The sequence below is a fragment of the Delftia sp. NA_296.1 genome, from assembly GCF_052692095.1.
Genome location: NZ_JBQZGF010000005.1, coordinates 411,034 through 426,458, shown reverse-complemented (window position 1 = coordinate 426,458; position 15,425 = coordinate 411,034). Strand labels below are relative to the sequence as shown.

Annotated in this window: 12 protein-coding genes; 5 read left to right on the top strand and 7 right to left on the bottom strand. The window is 68.7% G+C overall.

Annotated elements, in window-relative coordinates:
- Positions 1 to 101: 101 nt before the first annotated feature.
- The 3 genes from ACUTR7_RS15765 to ACUTR7_RS15755 form a co-directional block, all read right to left on the bottom strand.
- Positions 102 to 3,083, bottom strand: coding sequence for a c-type cytochrome (locus ACUTR7_RS15765; protein ID WP_445609203.1), 2,982 nt, complete (start codon positions 3,081 to 3,083; stop codon positions 102 to 104).
- Entirely contained in the window at positions 3,080 to 3,637 is a 558-nt protein-coding gene (locus tag ACUTR7_RS15760) for a (2Fe-2S)-binding protein (RefSeq protein ID WP_012203779.1), read from the bottom strand. The genes ACUTR7_RS15765 and ACUTR7_RS15760 overlap by 4 nt, the downstream gene beginning before the upstream one ends.
- 107 nt (positions 3,638 to 3,744) lie before the next feature.
- Positions 3,745 to 4,902: an FAD-dependent monooxygenase gene (locus ACUTR7_RS15755; protein WP_012203778.1), complete on the bottom strand. Its 1,158-nt coding sequence runs from the start codon at positions 4,900 to 4,902 to the stop codon at positions 3,745 to 3,747.
- 323 nt (positions 4,903 to 5,225) lie between these two features.
- Here ACUTR7_RS15755 and ACUTR7_RS15750 point away from each other — a divergent pair, with 323 nt between their 5' ends.
- The 5 genes from ACUTR7_RS15750 (at position 5,226) to ACUTR7_RS15730 (ending at position 11,155) form a co-directional block, all read left to right on the top strand.
- On the top strand, positions 5,226 to 6,014 hold the full coding sequence (locus tag ACUTR7_RS15750) for a maleate cis-trans isomerase family protein (protein WP_012203777.1): 789 nt from the start codon (positions 5,226 to 5,228) through the stop codon (positions 6,012 to 6,014).
- A gap of 11 nt (positions 6,015 to 6,025) precedes the next feature.
- A complete protein-coding gene (locus ACUTR7_RS15745; protein WP_445609202.1) occupies positions 6,026 to 6,871 on the top strand; it encodes an alpha/beta fold hydrolase in 846 nt (281 codons plus the stop codon).
- Positions 6,872 to 6,921: 50 nt separating this feature from the next.
- Positions 6,922 to 8,007, top strand: coding sequence for a hypothetical protein (locus tag ACUTR7_RS15740; protein ID WP_012203775.1), 1,086 nt, complete (start codon positions 6,922 to 6,924; stop codon positions 8,005 to 8,007).
- Positions 8,004 to 8,705 carry an N-carbamoylsarcosine amidohydrolase gene (locus ACUTR7_RS15735; protein WP_445609201.1) on the top strand — a complete coding sequence of 234 codons (702 nt, stop codon included), beginning with the start codon at positions 8,004 to 8,006 and terminating at the stop codon, positions 8,703 to 8,705. Before ACUTR7_RS15740 ends, ACUTR7_RS15735 begins: the two co-directional genes overlap by 4 nt.
- A gap of 107 nt (positions 8,706 to 8,812) precedes the next feature.
- A complete protein-coding gene (locus ACUTR7_RS15730) occupies positions 8,813 to 11,155 on the top strand; it encodes a molybdopterin cofactor-binding domain-containing protein (protein ID WP_445609200.1) in 2,343 nt (780 codons plus the stop codon).
- Between the two features lie 13 nt (positions 11,156 to 11,168).
- On the opposite strand, the gene ACUTR7_RS15725 is transcribed toward ACUTR7_RS15730, so the two are convergent.
- The 4 genes from ACUTR7_RS15725 to apbC all read right to left on the bottom strand — a co-directional run bounded on the left by ACUTR7_RS15725 (position 11,169) and on the right by apbC (position 15,300).
- Positions 11,169 to 12,476 carry a type II toxin-antitoxin system HipA family toxin gene (locus ACUTR7_RS15725; RefSeq protein WP_013803897.1) on the bottom strand — a complete coding sequence of 436 codons (1,308 nt, stop codon included), beginning with the start codon at positions 12,474 to 12,476 and terminating at the stop codon, positions 11,169 to 11,171.
- A 14-nt stretch (positions 12,477 to 12,490) separates the two neighbouring features.
- Complete coding sequence (locus tag ACUTR7_RS15720; RefSeq protein ID WP_013803898.1) at positions 12,491 to 12,817, bottom strand: helix-turn-helix domain-containing protein; 327 nt, start codon at positions 12,815 to 12,817, stop codon at positions 12,491 to 12,493.
- Between the two features lie 403 nt (positions 12,818 to 13,220).
- Complete coding sequence (locus ACUTR7_RS15715) at positions 13,221 to 14,189, bottom strand: LysR family transcriptional regulator (protein ID WP_063327086.1); 969 nt, start codon at positions 14,187 to 14,189, stop codon at positions 13,221 to 13,223.
- 19 nt (positions 14,190 to 14,208) lie between these two features.
- The gene (apbC, locus tag ACUTR7_RS15710) at positions 14,209 to 15,300 is read right to left on the bottom strand and encodes an iron-sulfur cluster carrier protein ApbC (RefSeq protein WP_012203771.1); all 1,092 of its coding nucleotides are present in this window, start codon (positions 15,298 to 15,300) and stop codon (positions 14,209 to 14,211) included.
- Between the last annotated feature and the right edge of the window lie 125 nt (positions 15,301 to 15,425).

Below are 15,425 nucleotides of genomic sequence, written 5' to 3'. Positions count from 1 at the left end.
GCATCAGATGTCAGGACCCAGGCCCTGGAGAGATTCCAGGGCAAGGTGTCCATATCCGCGGCATCGCCCCTGCCGCCGCCCATTGCTGCCCATTGCCGCCCTCAGTGCGCATGCGCCTGTGCCTGCATGCGCAGCCGGTTAATCGTCTTCGTGTCGTCTGGCCAAGCTTTTTCCTCCGGTGCAAATCGTTCGCGCAAATATCCGAGCAGGTCCGCGATCTGCCTGTCGTCCAGGCTGTCCCCGAAGCCGGGCATGTAGCCCAGCGCATCGTCGGCCGGCGCCTGTATGCCGTTCAGGATCACCTGGACCAGGTTGTCGGGGCTGGCCGCGTGCAGGTTGGTGTTCAAAGCCAGCTGCGGCTTGACGCCGAACAATGTGGGACCGCTGCCCGCCTCATGGCAGACCGCGCACGCGTTCTGGTAGATGCGCTCGCCATTGGCATGGCGGTCCAGGGCCCTGGCATGTTGTGCGACCGCAGGCGCCGCCGCCTGCACGGCGGCCGGTGCCGGCATGGCCGGGGCGGCGGCCTGGGCGGCCTGTGGGGCCTGGCCCGGCAGTTCCATCAGATAGGTGGCCATGGCGCGCACATCGGCTTCGGGCAACTGGGCCAGGCCGTGGATGACGGGCGCCATGGGGCCTGCCGCCACGCCGTGGCGGGCCGAGAAGCCGGTGCGCAGGTACTGGTACAGCTCTTCGCGGCTCCAGGGCAGCTTGCCGCCGGCCAGTTGATTGAGCGCGGGCGCCGTCCAGCCTTCGGCCTCGCCGCCGCCCAGGTAGTGGATGCCGGTCTTTTCCGCACCCAGCGCATTGCGCGGCGAGTGGCAGGCCGCGCAGTGGCCCGCGCCTTCGACCAGGTAGGCGCCCCGGTTCCATTCGGCGCTGCGCGCAGGGTCGGCCTTGAAGGGCGTGGCGTCATGGAACAGCAGGTTCCAGCCCGCCATGGCCGGGCGCAGGTTGTAGGGGAAGGCCAGCTGCGTCTCGGGCGCCTTGGCCTTCACGGCGGGCTGGGACATCAGGTAGCCGTAGAGGGCCTGCAGGTCGCCATCGCTGAGCTTGGCGAAGGCCGTGTACGGGAAGGCCGGATACAGCTGGCGCCCGTCCTGGTGGATGCCGTGGCGCATGGCGCGCTCGAAGGCCGCGTAGGACCAGCGGCCGATGCCGGTCTCGTTGTCGGGCGTGATGTTGGTGGAGTAGATGGTGCCGAACGGCGTCTCCAGCCCGAAGCCGCCGGCATTGGCCGCACCGCCCGGGGCCGTGTGGCAGACCACGCAGTCGCCCGCAGCCGCCACCAGGCGGCCGCGCTCCAGGGCCTGCGGCGAGTACAGGGAAACGTCGGGCCCGTCGGTCAGCGGCAGGGCCGGCTTCAGCGGCCAGACCATGGCCGCCATGCCGGCAAGGCCTGCGGCGCCTGCGGCCAGCCAGCCCCAGCCACGGCCGGGCCGCGCCGCACCGGGCCTGCCCGCCCCCTCGCCCGCCAGCGCCAGGCGCAGTTGCTCTGGCTGGAAGGGCACTTCGCGCAGGCGCACGCCTGTCGCATGGTGAATGGCGTTGGCAATGGCGGCGGCGGCGGGCAGCGTGGCCACGCCATCCAGCGCCAGATCGCCCTGGCGGATGACCGCGACATCGCCGGGCGCATGCTGCGCCAGGTCGGAGCCGGGCTTGGCGATCACATCGAAAGAAGCAGCGGAAGCTGTGGCCCCTGCCCAGTCGTCAAAAGCGGGCGCCGTGCCCAGCAGCCGGCGCGCATCGGCCAGCAGTTGCGGGTCCTGCTGGACGATCTCGGGCCGCGTGCTGGCGGCCTGCGCCGCCTGCAGGCTGCGGCTGTCATGGCCGGCCACGACGCGGGTCACTTCGATCTGCCCCGTTTGCGGGTGCACTGCCACCTCGGCCACCCAGGCGCTCCAGGCATGGAGGTCGGCGCCCTGCGCGTCCAGGGTCTGCAGCTGGGCGGTGGCAAAGCCCCGGCCCAGCAGGCGGCCATCGGCGCCCTCGTGGGACGGTGCCTGCTGCGATGCCTGCGCACGCTCGGCCACCTGCCGGGCCAGATCGCGCACCGGGCCTTCGGGCAGGTGCTGCAGCCGCCATTGCAGCGGATCACGGCCCTGGTCCAGCGCCTGCTCATGCCAGTGGCTTTCGCGGGCAAAGACCTGGGCGGCATTCAGATCATCGACGCCGGCATGCCGCAGGCTGGCGGCCTGCCGGCGTTCATGCACTTCGCCGGCATCGAGCACGGTGGCCAGGGCCGCGGCGCGCGCCAGCTCGGGCTGGCTCATCAGGCGCGCCATGCTGGGGCGCACGGCCCAGGGCGTGTCGGACAGCAGCAGGTCTGGCTGCGGCGATGCATTGCCCGGCTGAGGCTGCACCACCGTGTCGGCTTCAAGCCCTTGCGAAGGCTGCGCACCCACGCGCAGCACCAGCTCCCGGCTGTCTGCGCTGCCCGCAGCAGTCCAGGCCTCGCAGGCCACGCTGACAGGCCGGCCCACGGCCTGGGACAGCAGGGCCGCATCGGCCGCTGCGTCCATGAGATCCAGCACATGCGGGGTGCCGGCCGCCGTAGCCGGCAGGCTGAACAGCCTCAGCGCGGACTCGGGGCATTGCAGCAATGCGGCCAGTTCACGGCCGATCATCTGCCGCACATCCGCGTCGCAGGGCGGCAGCCAGACGCTGGCATGGCCGTCCAGGCACCACACGGCTGCGCGTGCGGCACCCTCGCAAGGCACGGGCGCCGCCATGCGCCAGACATAGCGGCCGGCATCGGGCAGGTCGGCCTTGCCAGCCTTGTCGGCTCTGTCGGCAGCACGGGGCGCGCTGGCGGCCCTGGCTTCCTGCCGGTCGTCCCAGGCAGGGGCCAGGCTGGCAGCGGCCTGCCGGGCATGGACAGGCGCCACGGCCACCACGCCCAGAAAATGCCCGCGCTGCACGGCGGCCACCACGCCGGCCATGGCCTGGGCGTCCTGCAGCCGTGCATGCAGGGGCACGCTGCCCCGGTAGCGCAGACCGTCCCAGGCCGCGACGGGCGGGCGCAGCGCCAGGCCGTGCAGCAGGTCGGAAGGCAGGGCGGGAGTGTGGCCGGCCGGGCTCATGGCTGGACCTCGCCCGCGCTGGAAGATGGAAAACCGGAGGGCGCCTGCAGCGCGGCGCGTTGCGCACGCAGCTGCACGGCGCGCAGGGCGGCCTGCATGATTTCCACATGCGTGCCGCAGCGGCACAGGTTGTGGTGCAGCTCGTTGCGCAGCTCCTGCTCGGTGGGATTGGGGTTGCGGCGCAGCAGGGCCTCCACGGTCATGATCATGCCGTTGAGGCAGTAGCCGCACTGGGCCGCCTGGCAGTCGATGAAGGCCTGCTGCGTGGGGCCGGGGCACTGGCGCGAGCCCAGGCCTTCCAGCGTGGTGACCTCGCGGCCCACGGCCGCCCGCACGGGGATCACGCAGGAACGCGCGGCCACGCCATCGATCAGCACCGTGCAGGCGCCGCATTCGCCCAGGCCGCAGCCGTACTTGGGCCCGTTCAGCTCCAGGTCATTGCGCAGCACATGCAGCAGCGCCGTCCCGGGCGCTGCCGGCACCTCGCATGCGCGTGCATTGACCTGCAGGCGGATGGGGCTGGGGGTACTGCTTGGATGGACTGGGGTTCCCATGGGACGAGGCTCTTGCAACTTGGCTGCGGTTCAGGATGTCGGCGTTCTGCGGCCGGACAGGAGGGGGGGATTCCCTCCCCTCCCCTCGTCCGGCAAGGCAGCGAGTATCAGGCCGCTGCCTTGACCTTGGGCTCGACCAGGGGCACGTTGAACACGTCGTAGCCGAAGCACCAGGACGGATCTTCGTTGGTGCGCAGCCAGGTGTTGTCGTGCGAGATGCGCTGCACCTTGCTGGCGCGCTCGGCACGGTTGGCCTCGTACAGGGCGAAGGCCAGCTCATGGTTGTGCGCGCCGACTTCCTTGAGGCAGCGCGCCAGCATGGCGCCGTCCTCGATGGCCATGGCCGCACCCTGGGCCATGTGAGGCTTCATGGGGTGGCAGGCATCGCCCAGCAGCACCAGGCGGCCACGGCTCCACAGCGGCAGCGGATCGCGCTCGAGCAGCGACCACTTGGTCACTTCCACGGTGGCGTCGATCAGTGCCTGCACGGTGGGATGCCAGCCCGAGAAGGCCTCGCGCATCTCTTCCTTGCTGCTTTCCAGCCAGCGGTCGTTGAGATCCCACTTCTCGACGGGCACGCCGGTCACGTAGTACAGCTCGTCGGCCTTGCCGGTGACGAAGTAGGTCATCATGTGGCGGTCATCGCTCCACCACTTCACACAGGCATCGAAGGGCAGCATGCCGGCCTTGACTTCGGGCGTGGGGAACACGGCGCGGTGGGCCAGGTAGCCCGCGTACTTGGGCAGCTCGGGGCCCAGCAGTTCCTCGCGGATGCGGGAGTTCACGCCGTCGGCGCCGATGACGATGTCCGCCTCCTCGGTCGTGCCGTCCGCGAAGTGCATGACCACCACGTTGCCGCGGTCCTCCACCTTGGTCAGGAACTTGCCGTAGGCCATCACGCTGTCGGGCAGGGCCTCGACCAGCAGCGCATGGAAGTCGCCACGGTGCACGGTCAGGTAGCTGGCGCCGTATTCCTTGACGGCGTAGTCGCCCAGCGGAATCTGGGCCAGCACGTCGCCAGTCTGCCAGTGGCGGCTGTACCAGTAGTCGGGATGCGAGCCCTGCTCGTTGAGCGCGTCCTCGATGCCGATGCGGCGCAGGATCTTCATCACATTGGGCCCGACGTGGATGCCGGCTCCCAGGCGCGAGAAGCTGGGCGCCTGCTCATAGACGCGGACATTGAAGCCTTCCTGGAGCAGCAGCTTGGCAGCTGCAGCCCCGCCGAGACCGGCGCCGACAACGGCGATTCGAGGGGATTGAGACACAGTTTTCTCCTTGCAGGAATGTTGAAAGCCAGACGGGGCAACCGTTGCTTCGGCGCGTCCTTGCAGGGTGTAGAGCAGGAAGCGTGCCAGGCAACAAAACACTTAATTCAGGTGTATGCGCTTGAATTTTTCAAATCGACGCATGCACCACAGGGCGGCAGAATAAATTGAAGTTCGCCATTTTTGGTGCAATTTCTGCACCAAATCAGTACAAACCCCGAGAAAATTCTCATTTGCAAGGCGGCACGTCTTTTGCAAGAATAAAGCGTACACACTCAGTTGATTCTGATCAGAAACCCTCGAAACTTCGCAAAGGCAAGTCCATGACCAAAACGTTCCGCATCGGCCAGATCGTCCCCAGCTCCAACACCACCATGGAGACCGAAGTGCCGGCCATGCTGCAGGCCCACTCCACGCTGCGCCCGCAGGACCGCTTCACTTTCCACTCCAGCCGCATGCGCATGAAGAAGGTGCAAAAGGAGGAGCTGGCCGCCATGGACGCCGAAAGCGACCGCTGCGCACTGGAGCTGAGCGACGCGCGCGTGGACGTGCTGGGCTATGCCTGCCTGGTGGCCATCATGGCCATGGGCAAGGGCTACCACCGCGTCTCGCAGCAGCGCCTGACCGAGCGCACGGCCAGCAATGGCGCCACCGCCCCGGTGATTACCAGCGCCGGCGCGCTGGTGGAGGCGCTCAAGGTCATGGGCGCCAAGAAGATCGCCCTGGTGGCGCCCTACATGATTCCGCTGACCCAGCTGGTCATGGACTACGTGGCTGCCGAAGGCTTCGAGATCGTGGACTGGCGCGCGCTGGAGATCCCCGACAACCTGGACGTGGGCCGCCACGACCCCGCCAAGCTGCCCGGCATCGTGGCCGGCATGAACTACGCCGACGCCGATGTGATCGTGCTGTCGGCCTGCGTGCAGATGCCCTCGCTGCCGGCCGTGGCCCAGGTAGAGGCCCAGACCGGCAAGCCCGTGCTGACCGCCTCCATCGCCACCACCTATGCCATCCTCAAGGAACTGGGGCTGGACCCCGTGGTGCCGGGCGCGGGCGCGCTGCTGTCGGGCGCCTATCCCTACGACACCGGCACCAGCGCAGCCAAGGCCTGAGGAACACACGCATGACCAGCACCTCCAGCACCCCAAGCACATTCCGTTACGGCGGCAACGTCCACGCCAACGGCATCCGCCAGCACTACCTGCGCTACGGCGGCGCCGAGGGCGAACGCGCGCAGCGCGACGCCGTCATCCTGATCCCCGGCATCACCAGCCCGGCCGTGACCTGGGGCTTCGTGGCCGAGCACCTGGGCCGCCAGTTCGACACCTATGTGCTCGATGTGCGCGGGCGCGGCCTGTCGTCCTCCGGCCCGGGCCTGGACTACAGCCTCGATGCCCAGGCCACCGACGTGGCCGCCTTCGCCCAGGCCCTGGGCCTGCAGCGCTGGGCGCTGGTCGGCCACTCCATGGGCGGGCGCATCGCCGTGCGCGCCGCACGCAGCCAGCCGGTGGGGCTCACGCGCCTGGTCATCGTCGATCCGCCGGTCTCCGGCCCCGGCCGCCGCGCCTACCCGGCCGCCCTGCCCTGGTATGTGGACTCCATCCGCCAGGCCACGCTGGGCATGGATGCCGAGGCCATGCGCGCCTTCTGCCCCACCTGGACCGAAGAGCAGCGCCAGCTGCGCGCCCAGTGGCTGCACACCTGCCACGAGCCGGCCATCGTGCAGAGCTTCGAGGACTTCGGCCGTGACGACATCCATGCCGACCTGCCCCGCATCCAGCACCCGCTGCTGCTGGTCACTGCCGAGCGCGGCGACGTGGTGCGCAGCGAGGACGTGGCCGAGTGGCAAGACCTGGCACCCCAGACCGAGCATGTGCGCGTGCCCAATGCCGGCCACATGATTCCCTGGGACAACGAGGCCGGCTTCTATTCGGCCCTGGGCGATTTCCTCGGCGCGCGGGTGGACTGAATGCCCAACCGCAGCCCACTCCCATCCATCGCGACACCAAGGAGCCGACCATGTCCGTCAGCGATATCGATCTGATCCACGCCTGGAAGCAGGTGCTCACGCTGTCCCGGCTCGAAGCCGGCCAGACCGTCACCGTGCTCACGGGCGCCGACACGCACCCGCAGACGCTGCGCTGCGCCATTGCCGCCTCCAGCGAAATGGGTGCGCGCGTCAACCGCCTGGACCTGCCGCCCGTCAATGCCGAAAAATCACTGAGCCGCGACTCCCTGGCCTACCTGGGCACGACGCCGCTGACCGGCAACCCCGCCGCCATCGCCGCGCTCAAGGCCAGCGACCTGGTGCTGGACCTGATGACGCTGCTGTTCTCGCCCGAGCAGCACGAGATCCTGCAGACCGGCACCAAGATCCTGCTGGCCGTGGAGCCGCCCGAGGTGCTGTGCCGCCTGGTGCCCACCGAGGGCGACCGTGCGCGCGTGCAGGCCGCATCCAAGCTGATCGAGGCGGCCGGGCAGATGCACATCACCTCGGCTGCGGGCACCGACCTGCGCTGCCGCCTGGGCAGCTTCCCGGCCATCTGCGAATACGGCTTCGTGGACCAGCCCGGCCGCTGGGACCACTGGCCCAGCGGCTTCGTGCTGACCTGGCCCGACGAGGGCGAGAGCAACGGCCGCGTGGTGCTGGACCGGGGCGACATCCTGCTGCCCATGAAGGACTACGTGACCGAGCCCATAGAACTCGTCATCGAAAAGGGCTACGTCACGCGCATCAGCGGCGGCCTGCAGGCCGACATCCTCAAGGAGTACATGGCCTCCTACGAGGACCCCGAGGCCTACGCCGTCTCCCACATCGGCTGGGGGCTGCAGCCGCGCGCCCACTGGTCCATGCTGGCCCACTACAACAAGGAAACCCACATCGGCATGGACGCCCGCGCCTTCGAGGGCAACTTCCTGTGGTCCATGGGTCCCAACAACGAGGCCGGGGGCAGCCGCACCACGGCCTGCCACATCGACATTCCCATGCGCCACTGCTCGGTGGCGCTGGACGGCAAGCCCACGGTCATCGACGGCGTGGTGCAGGACGAGGAAGGACTGGCGCGCGCCGCCAAAAGGTCCAAGCAAGGAAAGGACATCGCATGACCACGACAACCACCGGCCAGGCCACCGGCACGCAAAGCGTTCCCACCGAGGGCGTGCAGGGCGACATCTCTGCTGACATCTCGGTTTATGCACGCCAGGGCTTCGGCACGCCGCTGCCGCTCAAGGCCCCGTTCGGCCTGCTCATCATCGACTTCGTCAACGGCTTTGCCGACCCGGCCGTCTTCGGCGGCGGCAACATCCCCGAAGCCATCGCGCAGACGCAGCACCTGCTGGCCCATGCACGCGAGCGCGGCTGGCCCGTGGCGCACAGCCGCATCGTGTTCTCGGACGACGATGCCGACCACAACATCTTCTGCCTGAAGGTGCCCGGCATGCTGACCCTGAAGGAAGACAGCCCCAACAGCGCCATCGTGCCCCAGCTGGCCCCGGCCGCTGGCGAATACGTGGTGCGCAAGAGCACGCCCTCGGCCTTCTTCGGCACCATGCTCGCACCCTGGCTGGCCCAGCGCGGCGTGCAGACCCTGCTGGTGGCCGGCTGCGTGACCAGCGGCTGCGTGCGCGCCAGCGTGGTCGATGCCATGCAGTCGGGCTTTCGCCCGCTGGTGGTGGCCGACTGCTGCGGCGACCGCGCCCTGGGTCCGCACGAGGCCAACCTGTTCGACATGGCCCAGAAGTACGCGGCCGTGTTGCCGCTGAGCCAGGCCATCGCCGACACCGACGCCCTCGCCGCAGGTTGATCCCACCGCGCCAACGCGCCTATGGGGCCGGCCCTGCGCAGCCGGCCCCGGAGTGCATAACATGCACAGGGCACGCCTGAAAGCGTGCCCGCGAAGAACACCGCCCCATGAACCTGCCCCAGCCCCAAGCCCTGCACGCACAGCTGCTCACGCGCGCCGACACCCTGCTCGTGGTGCGCCAGCCCGTGGCGCCGCCGCGCCCTGCGCCCGGCCAGCCCGGCACGGCCACCGACTATGTGCAATCCACGCCCGAGGTCTTCGTGGCCGTGCTGGCCGACGAAGCCGCGCCCCAGGGCTGGCGCGCCCTGGCCTTCAACGGCCATGTGGACCTGGGCACGGGCATACGCACGGCCCTGGCGCAGATCGTGGCGGAAGAGCTCGAAGTGCCTTTGGCGCGCCTGGACATGGTGCTGGGCCACACGGCCGCCGCACCCAACCAGGGCCCGACCATTGCCAGCGCCAGCATCCAGATCTCGGCCGTGCCGCTGCGCCGCGCCGCCGCCCAGGCGCGCGAGCAGTTGCTGGCGCTGGCCGCGCAGCGATGGAGCGTGGCGGCGGACCGGCTCCAGGCGCGCGAAGGCCTGGTGCGCTTTGCCGATGGCAGCGATGCCCGTGAACTCGGCTATGGCGATCTGCTGCGCGGCCAGCAACTGCAGCTGACGCTGGCCCCGCCGGATCAGGAAGTGAAGCTCAAGCCCGCCAGCGAATACCGGCTCGTCGGCCACGGCGCTGCGCGCGTGGACATCCCTGCCAAGGCCACGGGCGAACTGAGCTTTGTCCATGATGTGCGCGTGCCCGGCATGCGCCATGGCCGCGTCATCCGCCCTCCGCACCCGGGCCGCGACGGTGGCGATTTCATCGGCCGCTGCCTGGTGGCCGTGGAGCGCGACTCCGTGGCCCACCTGCCCGGCAACGTGCAGGTGGTCACCGAAGGCGACTTCGTCGGTGTGGTCGCCGACCGCGAGGAACAGGCCATTGCCGCCATGCGCGCGCTGCGCGTGCAATGGCAGGCCGCGCCGCCAGCGCCTGACTTATCCGATCTGGCTGCGGCGATACGCGCCAATCCCGCCCAACACCGTGCGCTGGTGGACCAGGGCACTGTGGACGATGCCTTCGCGGGCGTCGGCACGGGTGCGGCCACCGAACTGCGCCGCAGCTACGTCTGGCCCTACCAGATGCATGCCTCCATCGGCCCGTCCTGCGCCGTGGCCGATTTCAGCGAGGGCCGTCTCAAGCTCTGGGCCGGCACGCAGAACCCCCACATGCTGCGCACCGACCTGGACCGCCTGCTGCAATTGGGCGAGGACCGCATCGAGATCGTGCGCCTGGAGGCGGCCGGCTGCTACGGCCGCAACTGCGCCGACGATGTCTGCGCCGACGCCGCCCTGCTGTCCATGGCCGTGGGCGCGCCCGTGCGCGTGCAGCTCACGCGCGAGCAGGAACACCAGTGGGAGCCCAAGGGCACGGCCCAGCTCATGGACGTGAGCGCGGCCATCGATGCCCGGGGCGAACTGCTGGCCTACGACTTTGCCGTGCGCTACCCCTCCAACGACGCGCCGCTGCTGGCCCTGCTGCTCACCGGCCGCATCCCGGGCGAGCCGCGCACGCTGGAGATGGGCGACCGCACGGCCGTGCCGCCCTACCGCTATGCCAGCCAGCGCATCACCTGCCATGACATGGCGCCCATCGTGCGCTCGTCCTGGCTGCGCGGCGTCTCGGCCCTGCCCAACTCCTTTGCCCACGATTGCATGATCGACGAGCTGGCCCACGCGGCCGGCGCCGACCCCGTGGACTACCGTGTTCGCCACCTCGATGACCCGCGCGCCGTCGAGCTGATCGAGGCCACGGCCCGCCACGCGGGCTGGCAGCAAAACCGGCCGGGAAGCCGGGGCCGCCCCGGCGCCGACGGCCTGCTGCACGGGCGCGGCGTGGCCTATGCGCGCTACATCCACAGCCGCTTTCCCGGATTCGGCGCGGCCTGGGCCGCCTGGGTCATCGACATCGACGTGGACCCCGCCAGCGGCCGCATCGCCGTGCGGCGCCTGGTCGTGGGCCAGGACACGGGAATGATGGTCAACCCCGACGGCGTGCGCCACCAGATCCACGGCAACGTCATCCAGACCCTGAGCCGCAGCCTGATGGAGAAGGTCGCCTTCAATGCGCAAGGCGTGGCCAGCCGCGAATGGGGCAGCTACCCCATCATCGGCTTCCGCGACCTGCCCCCCATCGAAGTGGTGCTGATGCCGCGCCAGGACGAGCCCCCCATGGGCGCAGGCGAATCGGCCTCGGTCCCCGGCCCGGCCGCGCTGGCCAATGCGCTGTTCGACGCCACCGGCCGGCGCTTCTACGCCGCGCCCTTCACGCCCGACGTGGTGCGCGCCGCACTGAATGCCGCGCCGAACGCCACACCAGAGACTGCGCTGGCAGGCCAGCGGACCCAGCCGGCCTAAACCGTCCAGGCCCTCACAGGCCCGCCAGTTTCCTGGCGTCATCCAGGTCCGGGTGGTCGAACGCCAGGGCAAACTCATCGAGTTCCTGCGCGGTCATTCCAACCTCCGCAGACAGGCCCAGCACGCGCCACTGCAACACGGCCTCGACAACCTGGCGCACGATCGCCAGCGACTGGTCGCGGCTCAGTGAAAATTGCGAGGCTTGGCCCATCAACTGCGCCATGCTGGTGATAGGGCCTGTGTCTTCGCTCAACCATGTCTTGGACTCACGGTTCTTTTCCGGCATGGGATTGATGTCGAATGCCGGGGAAAGCTGCCATTGGTTGTCCCCTACATAGAGGAACCCCAGGTTTTGCAGATGGTCATCGACATTGGTGATGAGGTGATGGAACACCAGGCGCCGCCATAGTTGCCGCGCGTCATCCACGTAGTTCGCGCTCAGCCCTTTCATCTGCGCGAGCACCTCGGTGTACGCGTGTTCATGCTGCCGACTCGCCTGCAGCAGTGTGGCGCCGGATATGTAGGGAATGCGCGTATCCCCGGGCCCACGGTCGAAACGGCGGATGACCGCCACAGGTGTGCCATGCACGGCAACCACATGGGCTTGTGCAGCATCAATGCCGGCCAGGCGTGCCAGTTTCAACGCCAGGACTTCGGCACGCGTCACATTGCGATCGTCCTGAACGCTGGGGAATTTCCCCAACGCCAAATGCCCCTTTTCATCAAGGATGCTGCACTTCGGGCGCATGCCTCCCAGCGAGGTCGCCTTGCCCCGCAGGTAGGCCAGATCCTGGGCCGACTCCCTGCCGAGTTCCACGGCCCTCGAGGAGGCGAGCATTTTCTCCAGTTCCAGCATCGGAGGCGTCGCAGTCTGCCCTGCGCGTACGGACTCCAGATAGACGCCTTGCGCACTGCGCAACCTCAGGGCGCCCATCCGGCTGAAGTCATCGACGGCGCAAAGGTAGTCGAGTTCGGTCAGTGCCCCAAGAGCCGGGTCCTTCTCGCGCCGCTTGGCATGCGCACGGGCAATGACACGCCGCCCCCAGGCATCCGGCTCCGTGTCTCCCAGCGCAAGGAAGAACAAGGAGTCCTCCCGGGTCTCTGGTTTGCGCGTCTGGTAGATCGGTGTGAGCGCGAGATCGGGGGAGACGTTGAACGCATCCTTGTGACCCAGCCAGTCCTGGAAGTAGGCGAACTGGGTGAACATGCGCATGCCGTTGCGCACGAATACCAGCCTGCCCACGGCCGTGCCCGCCTTGCCCAGGCACACGTCCAGTTCCGACTTCATGTTGTGGACCATTGCAGCGGAGCGCGTCACCATGTCGCATTCACCCTTCAGAACGCCTTGGGTGCCTTGCGGCGTTTGCTGTAGATGCGCGCAGGCAGTTGCGCATCCATCAGTGCCAGTCCGACGGAGTCGGTCGGGGTGTCCAGGAGCAGGCGCAATTTCTCCAACTCACCGAAGACCTGCAGGGCACTTGCCAGATAGGAAAGCGCAATTCCAGGGTGGCCATCTTCCAGGCGGCGCACGGTGCTGACCGAAACGCCCATGCGGGATGCCAGATCGGCCTGCGACAGCCCCCGCCGCCGCCGCGCCAGTTCAATGCTCTGGCCCAGTGCCTTGATGGCCCGATCAACAGGAAGATTGGTTGCAGTTGCCATCAAAATATTCTCATACGAGTGCTTGCAGCATGCAAGCGCTCTGATATGAATCATATTACGGCCTTTGAACGATGCCCGCCTGTGCCGGAAGAAACCCAACCGACAGCACTCCCGGTCGCTGCTTCCAGCGAAGGGCGCTAGGGCCTGTTCACACTAATGCGGGGTCGCGAAGCTGCCTGCCAGCCCGCCAATCAAGGCGCGCGACGCCGTGCGTGTGCTCACACGCACAAGGAGCGCAACGCTGAGTGGCGGGCTGGCAGGCAGCTTCCCTTCGGGTTGCCCGGCTGCGGGGCCGTCTGCGGCGTTGCACGCGCTTGCAAGGCACGGGCCTTGCTGCGCACGCGCGCCTTGCATACGACCCCGCAGCCGGGCAACGCGATCCTCGCATTAGTGTGAACAGGCCCTAACCCGCCAGCGCCCCCGCATGCCGCAGGCACTGCGCACGCCAACCGGCGTCGTCCTGCAGTTGCAGCGCGGCCTGCAGAGCGCGCGTGGGCGCCACGCCCTGCTGGGCCATGAAGCCTATGGGGGTGACCAGTTCGGGCGAGCGCAGCGGCCGCGCCACCAGGCCCGGCATGTGGCGCACCGTTGCCACCATGGCGCCGGGCAGCACGGTGGTCATGCCATCCGTTCCTTGCGCCACGGCCATCACCAGGGTCAGCACGGAGTTGGTTTCCATGGCGGGCTGCACGGCCATGTCCACGGCGGCGAAGGCCTCGTCGATCACCGTGCGGTTGTGCATGTCGGGCGTGAGCAGGCACAGCGGCATGCCGGCCACTTCGCGCCAGGCGATGTCGGCGCCAAAGGCAAAGGGCCGGCCCTCGCCCTGCCCATCGCGGCACTCGGGGCACTCGCGGCACAGCAGGTAGTAGTGCTCCTCGTACTGCGGCCAGGACTGCAGGCGCGGTCCGCGCGGCGGCATGCGCGCGCTGTAGCCCAGGGCCAGGTCCAGCGACAGGTCTTCGAGCCCGCTCTCGATCTCGGCCGAGCTCATGGACAGCACCACGGGCGTGATGCCCGGATGGTGCTCGCGCAGCAGGGCCGCAAAGCGCGTGAGCATGGGCATGGCCGTGGGCACGGCCGCCATGCGCAGCTGCCCGCGCAGCGCGCCGGCGGCGGCGCTCAGTTCCTGGCGCAGGCCTTCCTCGGCCCGCAGCATGGCCAGGGCCGTGGCCAGCACCTGATCGCCCTCGGGCGTGAAGCCCGCGAACGAGCGGCCCCGGCGCACGATGACCGTGCCGAACTCCTCCTCCAGCGCGCGCAGCGCATTGGACAGCGCCGGCTGGGTGATGTGGCATGCCAGCGCCGCGCGGCCGAAATGGCGGTGCTCGTTGAGCGCCGCCAGATACCGCATCGAGGTCAGCAGGTTCATGCCGGCAGCGCCAGAAGGGTCAGGTTCCCTGGCTCACCGTGATGGTGGGGAACTTGCTCGTGAAATCGCGTGCCTTGAGCGCCACCTTCACGGCCAGGTCGCGCGCCACCTTCTTGTAGATCTGCGCAGCCTCGCTGTCGGGCTCGGCCACCACGGTGGGCTTGCCGCTGTCGGCCTGCAGGCGGATCTGCAGCGACAGGGGCAGGGCGCCCAGGTAGTCGATGCCGTACTCGGCCGCCATCTGCTTGCCGCCCTCGGCGCCGAAGATGTGCTCCACATGGCCGCAGTTGGTGCAGACGTGGGCCGCCATGTTCTCCACCAGGCCCAGGATGGGCACGCCCACCTTCTCGAACATCTTCACGCCCTTCTTGGCGTCGATCAGCGCGATGTCCTGGGGCGTGGTGACGACCACGGCGCCCGTCATGGGCACGCGCTGGGCCAGCGTCAGCTGGATGTCGCCGGTGCCGGGCGGCATGTCCACCAGCAGGTAGTCCAGATCCTTCCAGTTGGTCTGGCGCAGCATCTGCTCCAGCGCCTGCGTGGCCATGGGGCCGCGCCAGATCATGGCCTGGTCGTTGTTGACCAGAAAGCCGATGGACATGACCTGCACGCCATGGCTTTCCATGGGCTCCATGGTCTTGCCGTCAGGGCTTTCGGGGCGGCCCGAGATGCCCATCATCATGGGCTGGCTGGGGCCGTAGATGTCGGCATCCAGGATGCCCACGCGCGCGCCCTCGGCGGCCAGCGCCAGCGCCAGGTTGGCCGTGGTCGTGCTCTTGCCCACGCCGCCCTTGCCGGACGAGATGGCGATGATGTTCTTGACGCCCGGCAGCAGCTGCACGCCGCGCTGCACCGCATGCGCGGCGACCTTGGACGTGATGTTGACCGAGACATTGCCCACGCCCTCGACGGTCTTGGCCGCCGCGACGAACTGGCCGCGCAGCGCCGGCACCAGGCTTTGCGCCGGATAGCCCATCTCCACGTCGAAGGCCACGTCTGCCCCCGTGACCTGCAGGTTGCGCAGGGCGCGGGTGCTCACATAGTCCTTGCCGGTGTGGGGATCGAGCACGCTGGAGAGCGCGGCCAAGAGCGCTTGTTCTGTGACTGCCATTGCTTTGATTACTCCTAGAGCCGGATAGTCTATCCAAGGCACCATCCCCTCGCTCACGCGAGACAATGCGGGCCTTGCTGCCTTTGCGGCCCCTGTTCCCGCCTTTTTCCGCGAAAGATCCGCCC

What these genes read in the sequence shown, in the direction of transcription:
- ACUTR7_RS15765 (WP_445609203.1), bottom strand. Translation starts at nt 3,083, where the DNA reads ATGAGCCCGGCCGGCCACACTCCCGCCCTGCCTTCCGACCTGCTGCAC.
- ACUTR7_RS15760 (WP_012203779.1), bottom strand. Translation starts at nt 3,637, where the DNA reads ATGGGAACCCCAGTCCATCCAAGCAGTACCCCCAGCCCCATCCGCCTG.
- ACUTR7_RS15750 (WP_012203777.1), top strand. Translation starts at nt 5,226, where the DNA reads ATGACCAAAACGTTCCGCATCGGCCAGATCGTCCCCAGCTCCAACACC.
- ACUTR7_RS15745 (WP_445609202.1), top strand. Translation starts at nt 6,026, where the DNA reads ATGACCAGCACCTCCAGCACCCCAAGCACATTCCGTTACGGCGGCAAC.
- ACUTR7_RS15740 (WP_012203775.1), top strand. Translation starts at nt 6,922, where the DNA reads ATGTCCGTCAGCGATATCGATCTGATCCACGCCTGGAAGCAGGTGCTC.
- ACUTR7_RS15735 (WP_445609201.1), top strand. Translation starts at nt 8,004, where the DNA reads ATGACCACGACAACCACCGGCCAGGCCACCGGCACGCAAAGCGTTCCC.
- ACUTR7_RS15730 (WP_445609200.1), top strand. Translation starts at nt 8,813, where the DNA reads ATGAACCTGCCCCAGCCCCAAGCCCTGCACGCACAGCTGCTCACGCGC.
- ACUTR7_RS15725 (WP_013803897.1), bottom strand. Translation starts at nt 12,476, where the DNA reads ATGGTGACGCGCTCCGCTGCAATGGTCCACAACATGAAGTCGGAACTG.
- ACUTR7_RS15720 (WP_013803898.1), bottom strand. Translation starts at nt 12,817, where the DNA reads ATGGCAACTGCAACCAATCTTCCTGTTGATCGGGCCATCAAGGCACTG.
- ACUTR7_RS15715 (WP_063327086.1), bottom strand. Translation starts at nt 14,189, where the DNA reads ATGAACCTGCTGACCTCGATGCGGTATCTGGCGGCGCTCAACGAGCAC.
- apbC (WP_012203771.1), bottom strand. Translation starts at nt 15,300, where the DNA reads ATGGCAGTCACAGAACAAGCGCTCTTGGCCGCGCTCTCCAGCGTGCTC.